13 protein-coding genes and 1 pseudogene are annotated in these 13,818 nt (G+C 45.5%); 7 read left to right on the top strand and 7 right to left on the bottom strand.

Features of this window, described 5'->3' with window-relative positions:
- Positions 1-97 precede the first annotated feature (97 nt).
- The 3 genes from secA to GY843_RS16865 all read left to right on the top strand — a co-directional run bounded on the left by secA (position 98) and on the right by GY843_RS16865 (position 5,130).
- Complete coding sequence (gene secA, locus GY843_RS16875; RefSeq protein ID WP_297311317.1) at positions 98-2,839, top strand: preprotein translocase subunit SecA; 2,742 nt, start codon at positions 98-100, stop codon at positions 2,837-2,839.
- Between the two features lie 71 nt (positions 2,840-2,910).
- Positions 2,911-4,131 carry a bifunctional glutamate N-acetyltransferase/amino-acid acetyltransferase ArgJ gene (argJ, locus tag GY843_RS16870; RefSeq protein WP_297311316.1) on the top strand — a complete coding sequence of 407 codons (1,221 nt, stop codon included), beginning with the start codon at positions 2,911-2,913 and terminating at the stop codon, positions 4,129-4,131.
- Positions 4,132-4,146: 15 nt separating this feature from the next.
- Positions 4,147-5,130 (top strand): Nudix family hydrolase, encoded by a 984-nt coding sequence (locus GY843_RS16865; RefSeq protein ID WP_297311315.1) that lies wholly within the window; start codon positions 4,147-4,149, stop codon positions 5,128-5,130.
- Here the strand turns inward: GY843_RS16865 and yacG are convergent.
- Genes yacG through pilB form a run of 5 tightly spaced genes read right to left on the bottom strand, consistent with a single transcriptional unit; the run spans position 5,108 to position 9,762 of the window.
- Complete coding sequence (yacG, locus tag GY843_RS16860) at positions 5,108-5,362, bottom strand: DNA gyrase inhibitor YacG (protein ID WP_297311314.1); 255 nt, start codon at positions 5,360-5,362, stop codon at positions 5,108-5,110. The genes GY843_RS16865 and yacG overlap by 23 nt on opposite strands.
- A gap of 1 nt (position 5,363) precedes the next feature.
- Positions 5,364-5,963, bottom strand: a complete 600-nt coding sequence (gene coaE / locus GY843_RS16855; RefSeq protein ID WP_297311312.1) for a dephospho-CoA kinase — start codon at positions 5,961-5,963, stop codon at positions 5,364-5,366.
- A gap of 4 nt (positions 5,964-5,967) precedes the next feature.
- Positions 5,968-6,810, bottom strand: coding sequence for an A24 family peptidase (locus tag GY843_RS16850; RefSeq protein ID WP_297311310.1), 843 nt, complete (start codon positions 6,808-6,810; stop codon positions 5,968-5,970).
- A gap of 3 nt (positions 6,811-6,813) precedes the next feature.
- Positions 6,814-8,034 (bottom strand): type II secretion system F family protein, encoded by a 1,221-nt coding sequence (locus tag GY843_RS16845; RefSeq protein ID WP_297311306.1) that lies wholly within the window; start codon positions 8,032-8,034, stop codon positions 6,814-6,816.
- A gap of 15 nt (positions 8,035-8,049) precedes the next feature.
- Positions 8,050-9,762, bottom strand: coding sequence for a type IV-A pilus assembly ATPase PilB (gene pilB, locus GY843_RS16840; protein WP_297311298.1), 1,713 nt, complete (start codon positions 9,760-9,762; stop codon positions 8,050-8,052).
- A gap of 193 nt (positions 9,763-9,955) precedes the next feature.
- Here pilB and GY843_RS16835 point away from each other — a divergent pair, with 193 nt between their 5' ends.
- Positions 9,956-10,408, top strand: coding sequence for a prepilin-type N-terminal cleavage/methylation domain-containing protein (locus GY843_RS16835; RefSeq protein ID WP_297311296.1), 453 nt, complete (start codon positions 9,956-9,958; stop codon positions 10,406-10,408).
- Between the two features lie 103 nt (positions 10,409-10,511).
- Entirely contained in the window at positions 10,512-10,853 is a 342-nt protein-coding gene (locus GY843_RS16830) for a hypothetical protein (protein ID WP_297311294.1), read from the top strand.
- Positions 10,854-10,969: 116 nt separating this feature from the next.
- On the opposite strand, the gene nadC is transcribed toward GY843_RS16830, so the two are convergent.
- On the bottom strand, positions 10,970-11,815 hold the full coding sequence (gene nadC / locus GY843_RS16825) for a carboxylating nicotinate-nucleotide diphosphorylase (protein ID WP_297311292.1): 846 nt from the start codon (positions 11,813-11,815) through the stop codon (positions 10,970-10,972).
- A 121-nt stretch (positions 11,816-11,936) separates the two neighbouring features.
- Here nadC and ampD point away from each other — a divergent pair, with 121 nt between their 5' ends.
- Positions 11,937-12,485, top strand: coding sequence for a 1,6-anhydro-N-acetylmuramyl-L-alanine amidase AmpD (gene ampD / locus GY843_RS16820; RefSeq protein WP_297311290.1), 549 nt, complete (start codon positions 11,937-11,939; stop codon positions 12,483-12,485).
- Here the strand turns inward: ampD and GY843_RS16815 are convergent.
- Positions 12,482-13,192, bottom strand: coding sequence for a 16S rRNA (uracil(1498)-N(3))-methyltransferase (locus tag GY843_RS16815; RefSeq protein WP_297311287.1), 711 nt, complete (start codon positions 13,190-13,192; stop codon positions 12,482-12,484). The two genes, ampD and GY843_RS16815, sit on opposite strands and share 4 nt — an antisense overlap.
- Before the next feature lie 193 nt (positions 13,193-13,385).
- On the opposite strand from GY843_RS16815, the pseudogene GY843_RS16810 reads away from it, so the two are divergent.
- Positions 13,386-13,818, top strand: a pseudogene (locus GY843_RS16810) (DUF4856 domain-containing protein); the annotation flags it as partial.

Here is a 13,818-nt window from a genome sequence, read left to right as displayed (position 1 = left end):
CAATTTTTGCCCCCAATAAAGGTAGAATGCTGAGTTAATTTTTCGCCGCACAAGGTGCGGAGAGCGGGTTTTAGACTTTATAGGTATAAGTCGAGTTATGCTGACAGGACTGTTTAAGAAAGTTTTTGGTAGTAAGAATGACCGTGAACTGAAACGCATGGGTAAGATCGTTAAAGCGATCAATGCGTTGGAAGTTGATTTGGAAAAGCTTACTGATGAAGAGTTAAAGGCAAAAACGGTTGAGTTCCGTCAGCGTCTTGAAGATGGCGCAACACTGGATCAGATCCTTCCGGAAGCTTTCGCTACGGTTCGTGAAGCATCAAAGCGTGCTATGGGGATGCGCCACTTTGATGTGCAGATGATCGGTGGTATGACTCTGCATGAAGGTAAAGTTGCTGAGATGCGTACCGGTGAAGGTAAAACTCTGGTGGGAACACTGGCGGTTTACTTGAATGCTCTACCGGGAGCAGGTGTTCACGTGGTAACAGTGAACGATTATCTGGCTAGTCGAGATGCAGAGTGGATGCGTCCACTGTATGAAGCTCTAGGTTTAACTGTGGGCGTAGCTCTTTCTGGTCAGGACCCAATGACTAAGCGTGCAGCATACGCATCTGATATCACTTACGGTACCAATAATGAATTTGGATTCGATTATCTGCGCGACAATATGGCGTTCAGTACCGATGAAAAAGTTCAGCGTGGTTTTAACTTCGCAGTAGTCGATGAAGTAGACTCGATCCTGATCGATGAAGCACGAACGCCATTGATTATCTCTGGTCCTGCTGAAGACAGCTCCCAGCTATATATCGCTATTAACCAGCTTATCCCTAAACTGAGCCGTTTTGATGGAGAGATCGATCTGAAGGATGAGACTCAGGTAATTGATGAGCACTTTGTGGTTGATGAGAAGAACCGTACTGTAGAGTTAACAGAAGCGGGTCATACAGCGGTTGAGGATATGTTAACCGAGATGGGGCTGCTGGAAGAGGGTGAAAGCCTCTACGCACCTCAGAACCTGAATTTCTTGCACCATGTTTTGGCTGGTTTGCGTGCGCATAATCTGTATCAGCGTGATGTGGATTACATCGTTCAGAACAACGAAGTGGTTATCGTTGATGAGCACACTGGTCGTATCATGCCAGGTCGTCGTTGGTCAGAAGGTCTGCATCAGGCCGTTGAAGCGAAAGAGGGCGTATCGGTTCAGAACGAAAGTCAGACCTTCGCTTCTACTACTTTCCAGAACTACTTCCGTTTGTATGACAAATTGGCTGGAATGACGGGTACTGCGGATACAGAAGCATTCGAGCTGCGTCAGATTTATGGACTGGATGTAATTGTTATTCCAACCAATAAACCAATCGCGCGTAAAGATGAAAACGATCTGGTTTATCTGACAGTTGAGGAAAAGTACGAAGCGATTATTAAAGAGATTCGTGCATGTCAGGAAGCGCGTCGACCAGTGCTGGTGGGTACCGCATCTATCGAGTCTTCCGAACTGATCTCTTCTTTGCTTAAAAAAGAAAAGATTCAGCACAATGTACTTAACGCAAAAAACCATGGTGGTGAAGCAACAGTTATTGCAGAAGCGGGCCGTCCTGGTTCTGTAACTATTGCTACCAACATGGCAGGTCGTGGTACCGATATTGTGCTGGGCGGTAAGCTGGAAGCAGAAATTGACGCTCTGGATAACCCGTCTGAAGAAAAAATTGCAGAACTGACGGCTGCCTGGGAAAAACGCCATCAGGAAGTGTTAGAAAATGGTGGTCTGCACATTGTTGGTACAGAACGTCATGAATCACGTCGTATCGATAATCAGCTGCGTGGCCGTGCGGGTCGTCAGGGTGATCCAGGTTCCTCTCGTTTCTTCCTGTCTCTGGAAGATGATCTAATGCGAATCTTTGCATCAGACCGTGTGCGTCAGCTGATGCAGGCTCTGGGTATGGAGCGTGGTGAGGCTATTGAGCATAAGATGGTGAGCAACGCTATCGAGAAAGCCCAACGTAAAGTGGAAGGGCGTAACTTCGATATCCGTAAGCAGCTTCTGGAATACGATGATGTGGCCAACGATCAGCGTTCAGTGATCTATGAGCAGCGTAATGAGCTGATGGCGACAGATGATATCTCTGAAACAGTTAACGCTGTTCGTGATGAAGTAATCGCTAACAAATTCAGCGAATATATTCCTCCACAGAGTCTGGAAGAGCAGTGGGATGTTCCTGGTCTGGAAAAAGCGCTGGAAACAGATTTTGCCGTGAAAATCCCTGTTCAGGAGTGGCTTGACGAGGATGACACGCTGCATGAAGAGACCCTGCATCAGAAGATTCAGGACTATATTCTGGATGTTTATAAGCAGAAAGAAGAGCAGGTGGGTGAAGCCACTATGCGTAACTTTGAGAAGCAGGTGATGCTTCAGGTGCTGGATACTCTCTGGAAGGAGCACTTGCAGACTATGGATCATCTGCGTCAGGGTATTCACTTGCGTGGATATGCGCAGAAAAACCCTAAGCAGGAATACAAGCGTGAGTCTTTCCACCTGTTCCAGGATCTGCTGGATAACATCAAGCGTGATGTGATTCGAATCCTGTCCCATGTTCAGGTCCAACAGCCAGAAGATGTTGAAGCAATGGAACAGCAGCGTCGGGAGCAGGCTGAACGTCAGCAGATGGACTTTACTCATGATCAGAGCTCAGCAATGCGTGAAGAAGGCTCAGCGGATCAAGCAGAAGATGAGCAGCAACCAGAAACCTTCGTACGTGAAGGTCGTAAAGTTGGTCGCAATGAGCCTTGTCCTTGTGGTTCAGGCAAGAAATATAAGCAGTGCCACGGTAAGCTAGCTTAAATATTTAGGCTGTAAAGGTATAACCGAGGAAGCAGCAATAGGCTGCTTTCTTTTTCTCTGGAGAAAATAAGATGGCTGTAGGTCCAGCAACTTTTCCTGAAGTGATGCATCCGGTAGCCGGATTTAAATTAGGAACCGCTTCCGCAGGTGTTAAAACCCCGGGTCGTAAAGATTTGGTGCTGATGGAACTTTGTGAAGAAGCAACTATTGCCGGTGTTTTTACTCTGAATGCTTTCTGTGCCGCTCCGGTACAGATCTGTAAAAAGCATATGCCAGAAGCCGCAACGCGTTATCTGGTAGTTAATACGGGTAACGCTAATGCTGGCACGGGTGAAGAGGGTTATCAGGATGCTGTTACTACCTGCCAGGCGGTGTCTGATCTTTGTCAAACTCCGTTAGCATCGGTACTGCCATTCTCTACGGGTGTGATTGGAGAAAAGTTACCAGTAGAGAAGCTGGTGGAAGCTATGCCAGCAGCCAAGTCTGCATTGGCTGAAGATGGATGGGATGATGCCGCAGAAGGCATTCTGACAACGGATACTCGTATCAAAGGTGCGTCACGTCAGTTTGAATACCAGGGTAAGGCAGTGACTCTGACCGGTATCTCTAAAGGTTCCGGTATGATCAAGCCTAATATGGCGACTATGTTAGGTTATGTTGCCACAGACGCTGAAGTGGATTCAGAGCTGCTACAGTCACTGTTAAGCGACGCTACAAACTGCTCCTTCAACCGAATTACTGTGGATAGTGATACCTCTACAAACGACTCTTGTATGTTGGTTGCAACAGGTAAATCTGGTGTTGTAGTTAGTGCCGAAGACCAGAATTTGTTGAGCCAATTTAAAGAAGCTCTAAATGGGGTTATGCAGGAGTTGGCTCACGCAATTGTCCGCGATGGAGAGGGCGCGACTAAGTTTGTCACTGTTCAGGTGGAATCAGCCACCACTCAGGATGAAGCGCTAAAAACCGCTTTTGAAATTGCGCATTCGCCCTTAGTAAAAACAGCGCTATTTGCATCTGATCCAAACTGGGGACGCATTTTGGCTGTGGTTGGGCGTGCTGGAATAGATAACCTCGATCTGGAAGCTTTGCAGATCTACCTGGGTGATGTTTGTATTGTAAGTAAGGGTGGCCGCGATGCTCAGTATACAGAGGAAGCGGGTCAGGCTGTGATGGATCAGGAGGAGATACTAATTCGCGTGGTCTTAAATCGTGGCGATATAGCTGAAACTGTGTGGACTACTGATCTGTCCCACGGCTATGTGAGTATCAATGCGGACTATCGCAGTTAATCAGGTAGTTCTTTGATGGGTAATAAAATAGTTCACGTTGCTGCTGCCGCGATTAGAAACGCCGATAGACAGATTCTGATTGCTAAGCGCCCTGATGATAAGCATCAGGGCGGGCTGTGGGAGTTTCCTGGTGGTAAGGTAGAGCCTGGTGAGCCAGTTGTTGAAGCTCTGCAGCGTGAGCTACATGAGGAGCTGGGAATCGATGTGATTGCATGCCGGCCATTGATTCAAGTCCCCTACCATTACCCTGATAAGTCTGTTTTCCTTGATGTATATGAGGTATCTGCTTTTGAGGGTGAGCCTTGGGGTAAAGAAGGTCAACCTGTTAAATGGGCATCTGAAACGGAGCTTGAGTCTTATGCTTTCCCCGCGGCGAATAAACCAATTCTTAACGCCTGTCTGCTGCCTGATTCACTAGCGATTACGCCTTTTGATTGTTCTGACTTCTCTGATGGTTCTGACAAAAAGTTGCTCGGTTTTGTCGAAAAGGCCCTGTTGAATGGTGCCGGCGGCGTTATGCTCCGACTAGATGGCTTGAGCAATGTAAGTTCAACTGATACTTCATCATCTAAGAAAGATGCGATTGGTAAGGTTCGGGATCTTTGCCAGTCAACTGGTAACTTTTTAAGTGTTAACTGTTCGATCGAATTGGCAAATGCTCTACAGTTAGATGCTGTCCATCTAACCTCCGAGCGTCTGGTAAATATACCTGAAAGAAGTGCATTTTACGGTCGATGGCTAAGTGCTTCCTGCCATAATGAGGAGCAGGTCGCGATGGCGCTTGAGAAGGGAGTGGATTTTATCTTTCTCTCGCCAGTAAATATTACAACTTCACACCCGGAAGCTCGGCCGCTCGGCTGGGAACGATACAAGGAAATTGTATCTCAATGCACCGTGCCAGTTTATGCTCTTGGAGGGATGGACCTGGATGATCTCAATCTGGCGATTGAGAGTGGCGGTCAGGGTATTGCTGCAATCAGTGCATGGTTGACGGTTTAGTTGAAGATGAATCTTGAAGAGTTGAAGGTTGATCTTTATCTATTTGTTCTTCAAGTTCTCCGCTGCTGAAATCGCTGGCTGATTTTGACTCCGGAATCGAGTATTCCTCATTAGCCCAAGCACCCAAATCAATCATTTTGCAGCGTTCACTGCAAAAAGGGCGATGAGGATTGGAGCTATCCCATTCCTGCTCTTTTTCACATGTTGGGCATTTAACTATCGATTTGCTCATTTCAGGCCTGTTTTGCAAGTTGTATCAATTGCTCATGCAACGTTGATATTTCTGTGTCGAGGTGGGCAAGATCAGAGTCGTTACTGATTACTGAGTCTGCTTTATCCAGCCGTTCTTGACGTGCCATCTGGGCATTAATTATAGCTTTTACTTGTTCTTCATTGTTGTTATCACGAGACATTGTTCGCTGGAGCTGAATCTCTACTGGAACATCAATTACAACCACATGATCAACCAGTTGGTATTGATCTGTTTCAAGTAAAAGTGGTGAAGCCAGAACGGCGTAGTCGCCATTTGATCTGTTCAGTTGCTCAATAATGCTCTTACGGATGATGGGATGAAGAAGTTTCTCTAACCATTCACGATTATCATTGTTGCTGAAAACTAGTTTCCTAAGTGCTGCGCGGTCCAGTGAACCGTTAGTAGCAATAACCTCGCTGCCAAAATACTCTTTAATAGCTTGGAGTGCTGGTTCGCCAGGTTCAACCACTTCGCGAGCGACTATATCAGCGTCTACAACGGTTACACCGAGCTGGCTCAATATATCTGTTGCTGCACTCTTGCCGCTACCAATACCGCCAGTTACACCAACAACAAACATAGTTCTACATTCCAATAAATTGGAGGTAAGCACCAGTTATCTTGTCTCCCCAGATCAGTGCAATCCAGCCCGCGATGGCTAGGTAGGGGCCAAATGGGATAGGGATCTGTTTCTCATGTTTCCTAAACAGAATCATTGAGATGCCGAAAACAGCACCAACTACGGAGCTAAGAAGAATGATCAGAGGAATCTGTGAAATGCCAACCCAAGCGCCTAGGGCAGCCAGAAGTTTAAAGTCACCATAGCCCATACCCTCCTTGCCAGTGAGTAGCTTAAAGCCCCAGTAAACAGACCAAAGGCTCAAATATCCTGCCATAGCTCCGTAAACTGCGCTTTCCAGAGAGGTAAAGTAGCCAAAACTGTTAGCGAGTAGTCCGAGCCAGAGCAATGGTAACGTAATACGGTCTGGCAGTAATTGGTGATCAATATCGATAAAGATCAGGCAGATAAGTCCCCAGGTTAGCAGCGCTACAGCAAAACCTATCTCATTTAGACCAAAAACAGATATGACATAAGCAGCGCTAATAGCTGAAAGCAGTTCTATGGCTGGGTACCGGAAAGAAATTGGTGTTTTGCAGGATGAACACTTGCCTCTTAGCCAAGCATAACTGATAACGGGGATATTCTCGTACCAACGGATCCGGTGACCGCATTTCGGGCAGGTTGATGCAGGGGTAGAAAGATTGTAAACCTCATCCTCTTCGCTATCTTCATCTGCATTATTCCATTCTCGCTCCATGATAATAGGGAGTCTATGGATAACTACATTAAGAAAGCTGCCAACACAAAGGGCAAATACAAAAGCACAGGTGATTGCCCATGCTGGGTCAAGATTTAGGAAGGTCATTATTTACACAACGTTACCCAACTGGAAGATTGGAAGGTACATGGCAATAACAAGACCACCAACAAGTACGCCGAGTACCACCATGATTAGTGGTTCAAGCAAGCTGGATAGGTTGTCCACTGCATTATCAACGAGCTCTTCATAGAAGTCGGCCACTTTACTTAGCATCATCTCAAGCGAACCCGCTTCTTCACCGATGGCGATCATTTGCACGGCCATATTTGGAAAAATCCCGGTCATCGTAACAGCGCTTTGTAAAGATTGACCTGTTGATACTCCGTTTTTAACTTGAAGAATCGCGTCCCGGTAGAGAGCGTTACCTGAGGCACCAGCTGCAGATTCTAAAGCATTGACCAAGGGCACGCCGGCTGCAAAGGTAGTTGATAATGTTCTGGCAAACCTGGCAATAGAAGCATTGTGTAAAATTTGACCAATAACAGGAATCTTTAGCATAGCTTTATCCACGGAGTCTCTAAAATCTGGGGACTTTACCAATGCTTTTTGAAATAAATACCCAATTATTACTACTGCAATAAGAAAAATAAACCACCATTCCTGCGCTATTTCCGAAAGGCCAATCACAAATAGTGTAAATGCAGGCAGGTCCGCGCCAAAACTTTTAAACACATCCTGGAATTGTGGTACTACTTTTACAAGCAAAATGGCTGAAACTACTATACCAACTATAATTACTGCAGTTGGATAGGTGAGGGCTTTTTTAATTTTTGCTTTTAGTGTTTCCAGCTTTTCTTTATAGGTAGCGATACGATCCAGCATGGTTTCCAGAGCACCTGACTGTTCGCCTGCATTGACCAGGTTGCAGTATAAATCATCAAAATGTTCAGGGTGCTTCGCTAAGGCAATCGACAGGTCTGTACCACTATTTACATCATTTTTTATATCATAAATGATGTCTTTCAGTTTTTGTTTATCAACCCCACCAGCGGTAATCTCTAGCCCTTGTAGAAGGGGGACGCCTGATTTCATCATGGTTGCCATTTGTCGGGTGAAGAAGGCGATGTCCACCGGCTTAACGGGTTTGTTTTTAGAACTAAAGAGGCCGGATGTGCGTTCTTTGGTAATTTTTGAAGGCAAAATTCCTTGTTTGCGGAGCTGTGCTTTGGCCATCGCAAGGTTAGAGGCATCTATCTTGCCTTTGCTGGCATTTCCGCTTTTGTCTTTACCTTTCCAGGTAAAGGTTTGTAACTTGGCGTCTTTAGCCATACTGAATATCCGCTATCAGATTTTAATTACTCGATTCATTTCTTCCAGGCTGGTAACCCCTTCGGCTACTTTGCGCAGGCCAGAACGGCGTAAACTTTGGAAATTCTGGGTCTCCGCCACTTTCAGTATATCCAGAGATGTACCATTCTCCATAATTACTTCTGCAATTTCGGGTGTCATGCGTAACATTTCATAGATGCCCACCCTGCCTTTGTAGCCTCTATTGCATTTGCTACAGCCGTCATGGTTGGCTTCATAAAGTGTTAGCCCTTTGATCTCTTCTTTTGAAAAGCCTTCTTCTATAAGGGTTGCCTCAGGAAAAGTTACAGGGCTCTTGCAGCCTTCACATAACCTTCTGCCAAGTCGTTGCGCAATGATCAAGCTGACAGAAGTAGCGATATTAAATGCCGGTACACCCATGTTGCGCATACGGGTCAGAGTTTCCGGGGCACTATTGGTATGTAGTGTGGAGAGTACCATATGACCTGTTTGTGCCGCTTTAATAGCTATCTCAGCTGTTTCCAGATCTCGAATCTCACCAACCATGACTACATCAGGGTCTTGACGAAGGAAGGCCCTAAGAGCTTCCGCAAAGGTCAAACCTACTTTGGGGTTTACATGGACCTGGTTGATGCCTTCAAGGTTGATTTCCACAGGATCTTCCGCAGTGGATATATTCCTCTCTTCAGTGTTGAGAATATTAAGGCCGGTATAAAGACTTACTGTCTTACCGCTACCTGTAGGGCCGGTCACCAACACCATTCCCTGAGGTTTATGTAATGTGCTCAGATACAGCTCTTTCTGGAACTCTTCAAAACCTAGTGCCTCAACCCCCATTTTTGCACTGCTTGGGTCGAGAATACGCAGTACTATCTTTTCACCCCAAAGGGTAGGCAAGGTATTAACACGAAAATCAATAGCCCTGTTTTTGGATATCTTCATTTTTATACGTCCATCCTGTGGGATGCGACGTTCAGAGATATCCATCTGAGACATAACCTTGAGTCGGGCTGAGAGGCGAGAAGCGAGATTTGAAGGTGGTTTGGCTATCTCCTGCAATATACCATCGATACGGCTACGGATCCTGTAGCTTTTTTCGTAAGGTTCGAAATGTATATCGGATGCACCATTCTTAATTGAATCAAGCAGGATTTTGTTTACAAAGCGGACAATAGGCGCATCATTTGCAGCATCTTCATCGGTCTCTTTGTCTTGATCTTCAGTAGCGGAGTCATCTATTTCCAAACTGTCAAGATCAGTATCGTCAAGTTCATCTAGTGCAGAACCCTGATTATCCAAAAAAGCTTCAATGGTTCGGCTAAGCTTGTCTTCTTCAACGATTACGGCTTCTGTTGTAATCCCACTTTGAAACTTGAATTCATCAAGCGCTTGAATATTGGTGGGATCGGAAACAGCGACAAATAGGCGGTTATCTCTTTTTTGTAAAGGTAGAGCATGGTGTTTAGTGATTAATGAATCATTTATCAGCCCTTGCGGAAGAGTGCTTAGATCAAGAGCATCCAGGTCAAGCAGTGGAATGCCAAACTCTTCCGATGCAGCGGCCGCAGCGCGGTATGCACTGACAAGGCGTTGCTCTATAACGTAGGAGATAAAGGTTTGTTCTTTTTCTCTGGATTGATGAGCTGCATCAGCAGCCACTTCTGCTGAACAAACCCCTTCGTTAACAAGTCTTTTTGCTAGACCGCTTAATGGCTGGCTGGCTTGCAAAACCTAACTCCTTGTTTATCACAGAGAAATGATCCTAAATATAAGCTTAAACATAGCATTTGCGTGACAGTTTGAAAATGCGCACTATAATGTTTTTAGAAAACATTGAATTGGTCACTGGCGTGTCAGGAAAAATGCGCTACAATCAAAGGACTTGGCTGATCCCAAGGAAATAATTCGCTGGAGAAAAATTATGAAGAAACAATTTAACCAACAAGGTTTTACCCTTATTGAATTGATGATCGTAGTTGCGATCATCGGTATTCTGGCAGCAATCGCTCTGCCTGCGTATCAAACTTACACAGGTAAAGCGCGTTTTACCGAGGTTGTGAATGCAACGTCAGGTGTTAAAAGTGCGATTGAAGTTTGTGGACAACGTGAAGGTGCGCTGACAACTTGTCATAATGCTTCGGGCGGTGATAATGGCGTGTCTGCGGCGTTGCAAGGGGCTGCAGGTGGTGCATTTGTTGCGACTGTTGAAGTTCAACCGTCTGGGTCTTCAGTGGGTACGATTACTGCTACTGCCGGCACTACCGGTGGTTTGAATAGTGAGACTTATATACTAACTCCTGCGCAAAATGCTACTACCGGACAGGTTACCTGGACGGTTAGTGGTTCTTGTGAAGCTGCAGGTTATTGTGACTGATTACCCTGCTTAATTGCGAAAAAGCGCAACTTAGTTTGCGCTTTTTTTGTGCCCGAAGTATGCTTCGAGCCACGAATTTGAGCCGGTTGATAGTAATAGTTGAATGAAACGAACAATAATAATCCTGCTTATAGCAGCATGTGTTGGTGTGACTTGGTATATCGCCAATACAACTGAACGTCTTTCCCCTCAAGCTAAAAGTGCTGCTGAAAATGCTATGTTGGCACTGCAAGAGTTTCCTGCTCGCCCGGTCTGGTGGCATGATGATTCTGTGATGGCGATTGGGGTAATTGCAGATCAGGTTAATCCGCATCATGCAGCGGATAAGGCGTGTCAGGTTCTAAAATCCAAAGGGATTAAAACTGTATCGGTAGAGATCTACGATGTGGTTAAAATTCAGAAAGAGGATGATTGGCAGCAGTTAGCCGCTGCGAGTTGTCAGTGATTATCTGCTAGCTAAATTATACGATGATATAGGGGCCACTCTCCATGGTGGGCGGCATGGTGGGCGATGGATATTTTCTATCGGCCAGGGGCTGGCCTCCGACAATCTGTATTTTCTTAGTTTTCTATCAAACGCATTGATAGATCAACAGCCTGACAGTGCTTGGTTAGCGCACCAATTGAGATGTAATCGACGCCTGTTTCGGCAATTGGCCGTAGAGTTTTATCGGTGATGTTTCCGGATGCTTCCAGTTTGGCAATACCGCGGGCAATTTCTACAGATCTGCGCATATCTTCCAGAGAGAAGTTGTCCAGCATGATGATATCTGCACCGGCATCAAGGGCTTGCTGCAGCTCATCCATAGTTTCCACTTCTACTTCTACGGGTTTCCCAGGTTCATTATTTTTTGCAGTATCGACAGCGGCTTTGATACCGCCGCAGGCCATAATGTGGTTTTCTTTGATCAGGAAAGCATCAAATAAGCCGATACGGTGGTTATAACAACCGCCACAAGTCACAGCGTATTTCTGTGCAAATCGAAGCCCGGGTAGGGTTTTTCGTGTATCGAGTAGTTTTACTGAAGTACCCGCAACTTTGTCTGCATAGAGTTTGCTGACGGTTGCCGTGCCAGAAAGCGTTTGCAGAAAGTTTAATGCAGCTCGTTCCGCAGTAAGTAGATTGCGAGCAGAGCCTTTAGCCCAGAACAGAACCTGATCTCTTTCTACCAGATCACCATCATCTACTTGCCAATCCAATGTTAATGAAGGGTCAACCTGACGGAAGACTTCATTAACCCAATCCACGCCGCTGATTACGGCTTCCTGGCGGCTGATCACCCGTGCAGTTGCCATCTGGTCAGTTGGGATCAACTGAGCTGTGATATCACCTGAACCTATATCTTCCTGTAGCGCTTTTTTTACCGCTTCGGGGATAAGGTGCTGAATATCGGCGCGAGTTAACATAGAAATTCCTGATCAGTTAAGTATGCTGCTTGGTTTCGTTCGAGGGAGGCTTTGCTCTAGTAGGGCCTCTGCTAGAATAAGTGGCTAATTCTATCGAAATTGGGATTCAGCGGGTAGGGGAATGATTGATATTGGTAAAGATGGTTGGCTGGAGGGTGTGAATAAGGTTCCGTCACCTAACTATAATGACAGGCTTGAATCAGACGTTGTATCCCTTCTTGTGATTCATAATATCAGCTTACCGCCACGGCAATATGGTGGTGGTTATGTTCATAAGTTCTTCCAGAATAAACTACCGGTTGCTGAACATCCCTATTTTGCAACGATTAAAGAGTTGGAGGTGTCTGCTCATTTTCTGATTGAGCGTTGCGGCACTGTCACGCAGTTTGTTCCCGTGGATAAAAGAGCTTGGCACGCGGGAATCTCTCAGTTCGACGGAAGAGAGGGCTGTAATGATTTTTCTATAGGTATCGAGCTGGAAGGCTGCGATGAAGATGAATTTACTTCCTCCCAATATCTAAGTCTTTCTGAATTAACTGACGTATTGCGAAGGATCTACCCTACAATAACCCAGCAGCGTATTGCGGGGCATTCTGATATAGCACCGGGTCGTAAGACTGATCCGGGACCTTGTTTTGACTGGGAGCGTTATATTTCTAGCTTAGACTAAACAGGAAATAACCGGGACAGAAGCGCAGGAACGGCAGTTTCCACTCTCAGGATGCGCTCGCCAATATGAATCGAATCAAATCCGCATTGGTTCAACTTTTCCACTTCGTAATCTATAAAACCACCTTCGGGCCCTATTGCCAGAGTTGTTTTTATATTCGCGGTTTCTGGACAAGTTGACGCGTTGTAGGGATGCGCAACCAGTGAGCGGCTGCCTTGGCTAATTGCCGGTAGTTCATCTTCTACAAACGGCTTAAAGCGTTTACGTAGATGTATATTGGGCATGACCGTATCCCCCGCTTGTTCCAAACCAAGCAGCAGATGTTCATTGATCTGTTTTTCCAGAACTGGGCTGCCCCAATAGCTCTTATCTACGCGATAGGAATTAATAAGATACAGCTCTTTTACTCCCATGGTAGATACGGTTTGTAAAACCCGTTTAAGCATTTTGGGCCTTGGGAGGCCAAGTAACAGTGTAAGTGGTAATGCTTGCGGAGGGTTTCGTTCCAAGCTAACACGCAAAGTTACAGAACTACTATCTAGTTTTAGTACTTCGCCATAACCGATTTGGCCGTTTAACAGGCCAACTTTCAAATTTTGACCAATCTCAGGTTTGTGGATGCTTGTTATATGCTGAAAGCGTCTGTCTTCGAGCTGGGCTATATCGAAATGGGTGAAATCTGATTCGAAAAGAATAATTAGATTCATACTGTCCAGAGAGGTCTTTTTCGCTTGATTCTATATCTCAATCTGTCCAGATGAAACATTAACTCAGATCAATAAATTTTATTGTTATTCTAAATGAGAATGTTTATCGGTAGTATTCTCTTTTTCTTTGTGATAATTTTGCGGCATAAAATTTAGTGTCTAATTTCGCTTCACTAGTAAGAAGGGGTTGTTTGTGAAACTTAAGGTTCTTGTTTCTGCTGTTGCAATGGCTACAGCGATGGGTGCTTCAGCAGCACAGAATTACGCGGATTTTCCAGTAACAGTTAAAGGTTACAAAGGAGACGCTAAGCACTCTGTAGCTTATACAGGTCAGGCTGCGCGCCAAGTTTTGCATACTTCCCTTAAAAAACTGGCAGGCAAAGGTAATGGTCAGCCAAATGCTGAGCTGAAAGCTAAAATGTTGGCTTACTATGAAGGCAAAGATGCTGGCCGTTCAATCATCTCACCAGCAAGCAAAGGTGGTTTTGTTGTTGCTGAGACTAAGGTTGATGAACTGTCTAAGAAGAAAAACCTAGCAGGTAAAGCTTATAAAGGTGCTGTTGCAGGTTGGCCTGGCAATATGACGGGTCAGGAAACTCTGAGCTTTATGATCGATAAAGCTTCAG

Source organism: Neptuniibacter sp., assembly GCF_024231755.1.
GTDB lineage: Bacteria > Pseudomonadota > Gammaproteobacteria > Pseudomonadales > Balneatricaceae > Neptuniibacter.
Note: the sequence above shows the minus strand (reverse complement) of the source record. Positions and strands in the feature narration are given on the sequence as shown.

Coding starts and splice junctions, on each gene's coding strand:
- coaE (WP_297311312.1), bottom strand. CDS start 5,963: ATGTTTGTTGTTGGTGTAACTGGCGGTATTGGTAGCGGCAAGAGTGCA.
- yacG (WP_297311314.1), bottom strand. CDS start 5,362: ATGAGCAAATCGATAGTTAAATGCCCAACATGTGAAAAAGAGCAGGAA.
- GY843_RS16815 (WP_297311287.1), bottom strand. CDS start 13,192: ATGAATCTAATTATTCTTTTCGAATCAGATTTCACCCATTTCGATATA.
- nadC (WP_297311292.1), bottom strand. CDS start 11,815: ATGTTAACTCGCGCCGATATTCAGCACCTTATCCCCGAAGCGGTAAAA.
- ampD (WP_297311290.1), top strand. CDS start 11,937: ATGATTGATATTGGTAAAGATGGTTGGCTGGAGGGTGTGAATAAGGTT.
- GY843_RS16830 (WP_297311294.1), top strand. CDS start 10,512: ATGAAACGAACAATAATAATCCTGCTTATAGCAGCATGTGTTGGTGTG.
- argJ (WP_297311316.1), top strand. CDS start 2,911: ATGGCTGTAGGTCCAGCAACTTTTCCTGAAGTGATGCATCCGGTAGCC.
- GY843_RS16865 (WP_297311315.1), top strand. CDS start 4,147: ATGGGTAATAAAATAGTTCACGTTGCTGCTGCCGCGATTAGAAACGCC.
- GY843_RS16850 (WP_297311310.1), bottom strand. CDS start 6,810: ATGACCTTCCTAAATCTTGACCCAGCATGGGCAATCACCTGTGCTTTT.
- GY843_RS16845 (WP_297311306.1), bottom strand. CDS start 8,034: ATGGCTAAAGACGCCAAGTTACAAACCTTTACCTGGAAAGGTAAAGAC.
- secA (WP_297311317.1), top strand. CDS start 98: ATGCTGACAGGACTGTTTAAGAAAGTTTTTGGTAGTAAGAATGACCGT.
- GY843_RS16835 (WP_297311296.1), top strand. CDS start 9,956: ATGAAGAAACAATTTAACCAACAAGGTTTTACCCTTATTGAATTGATG.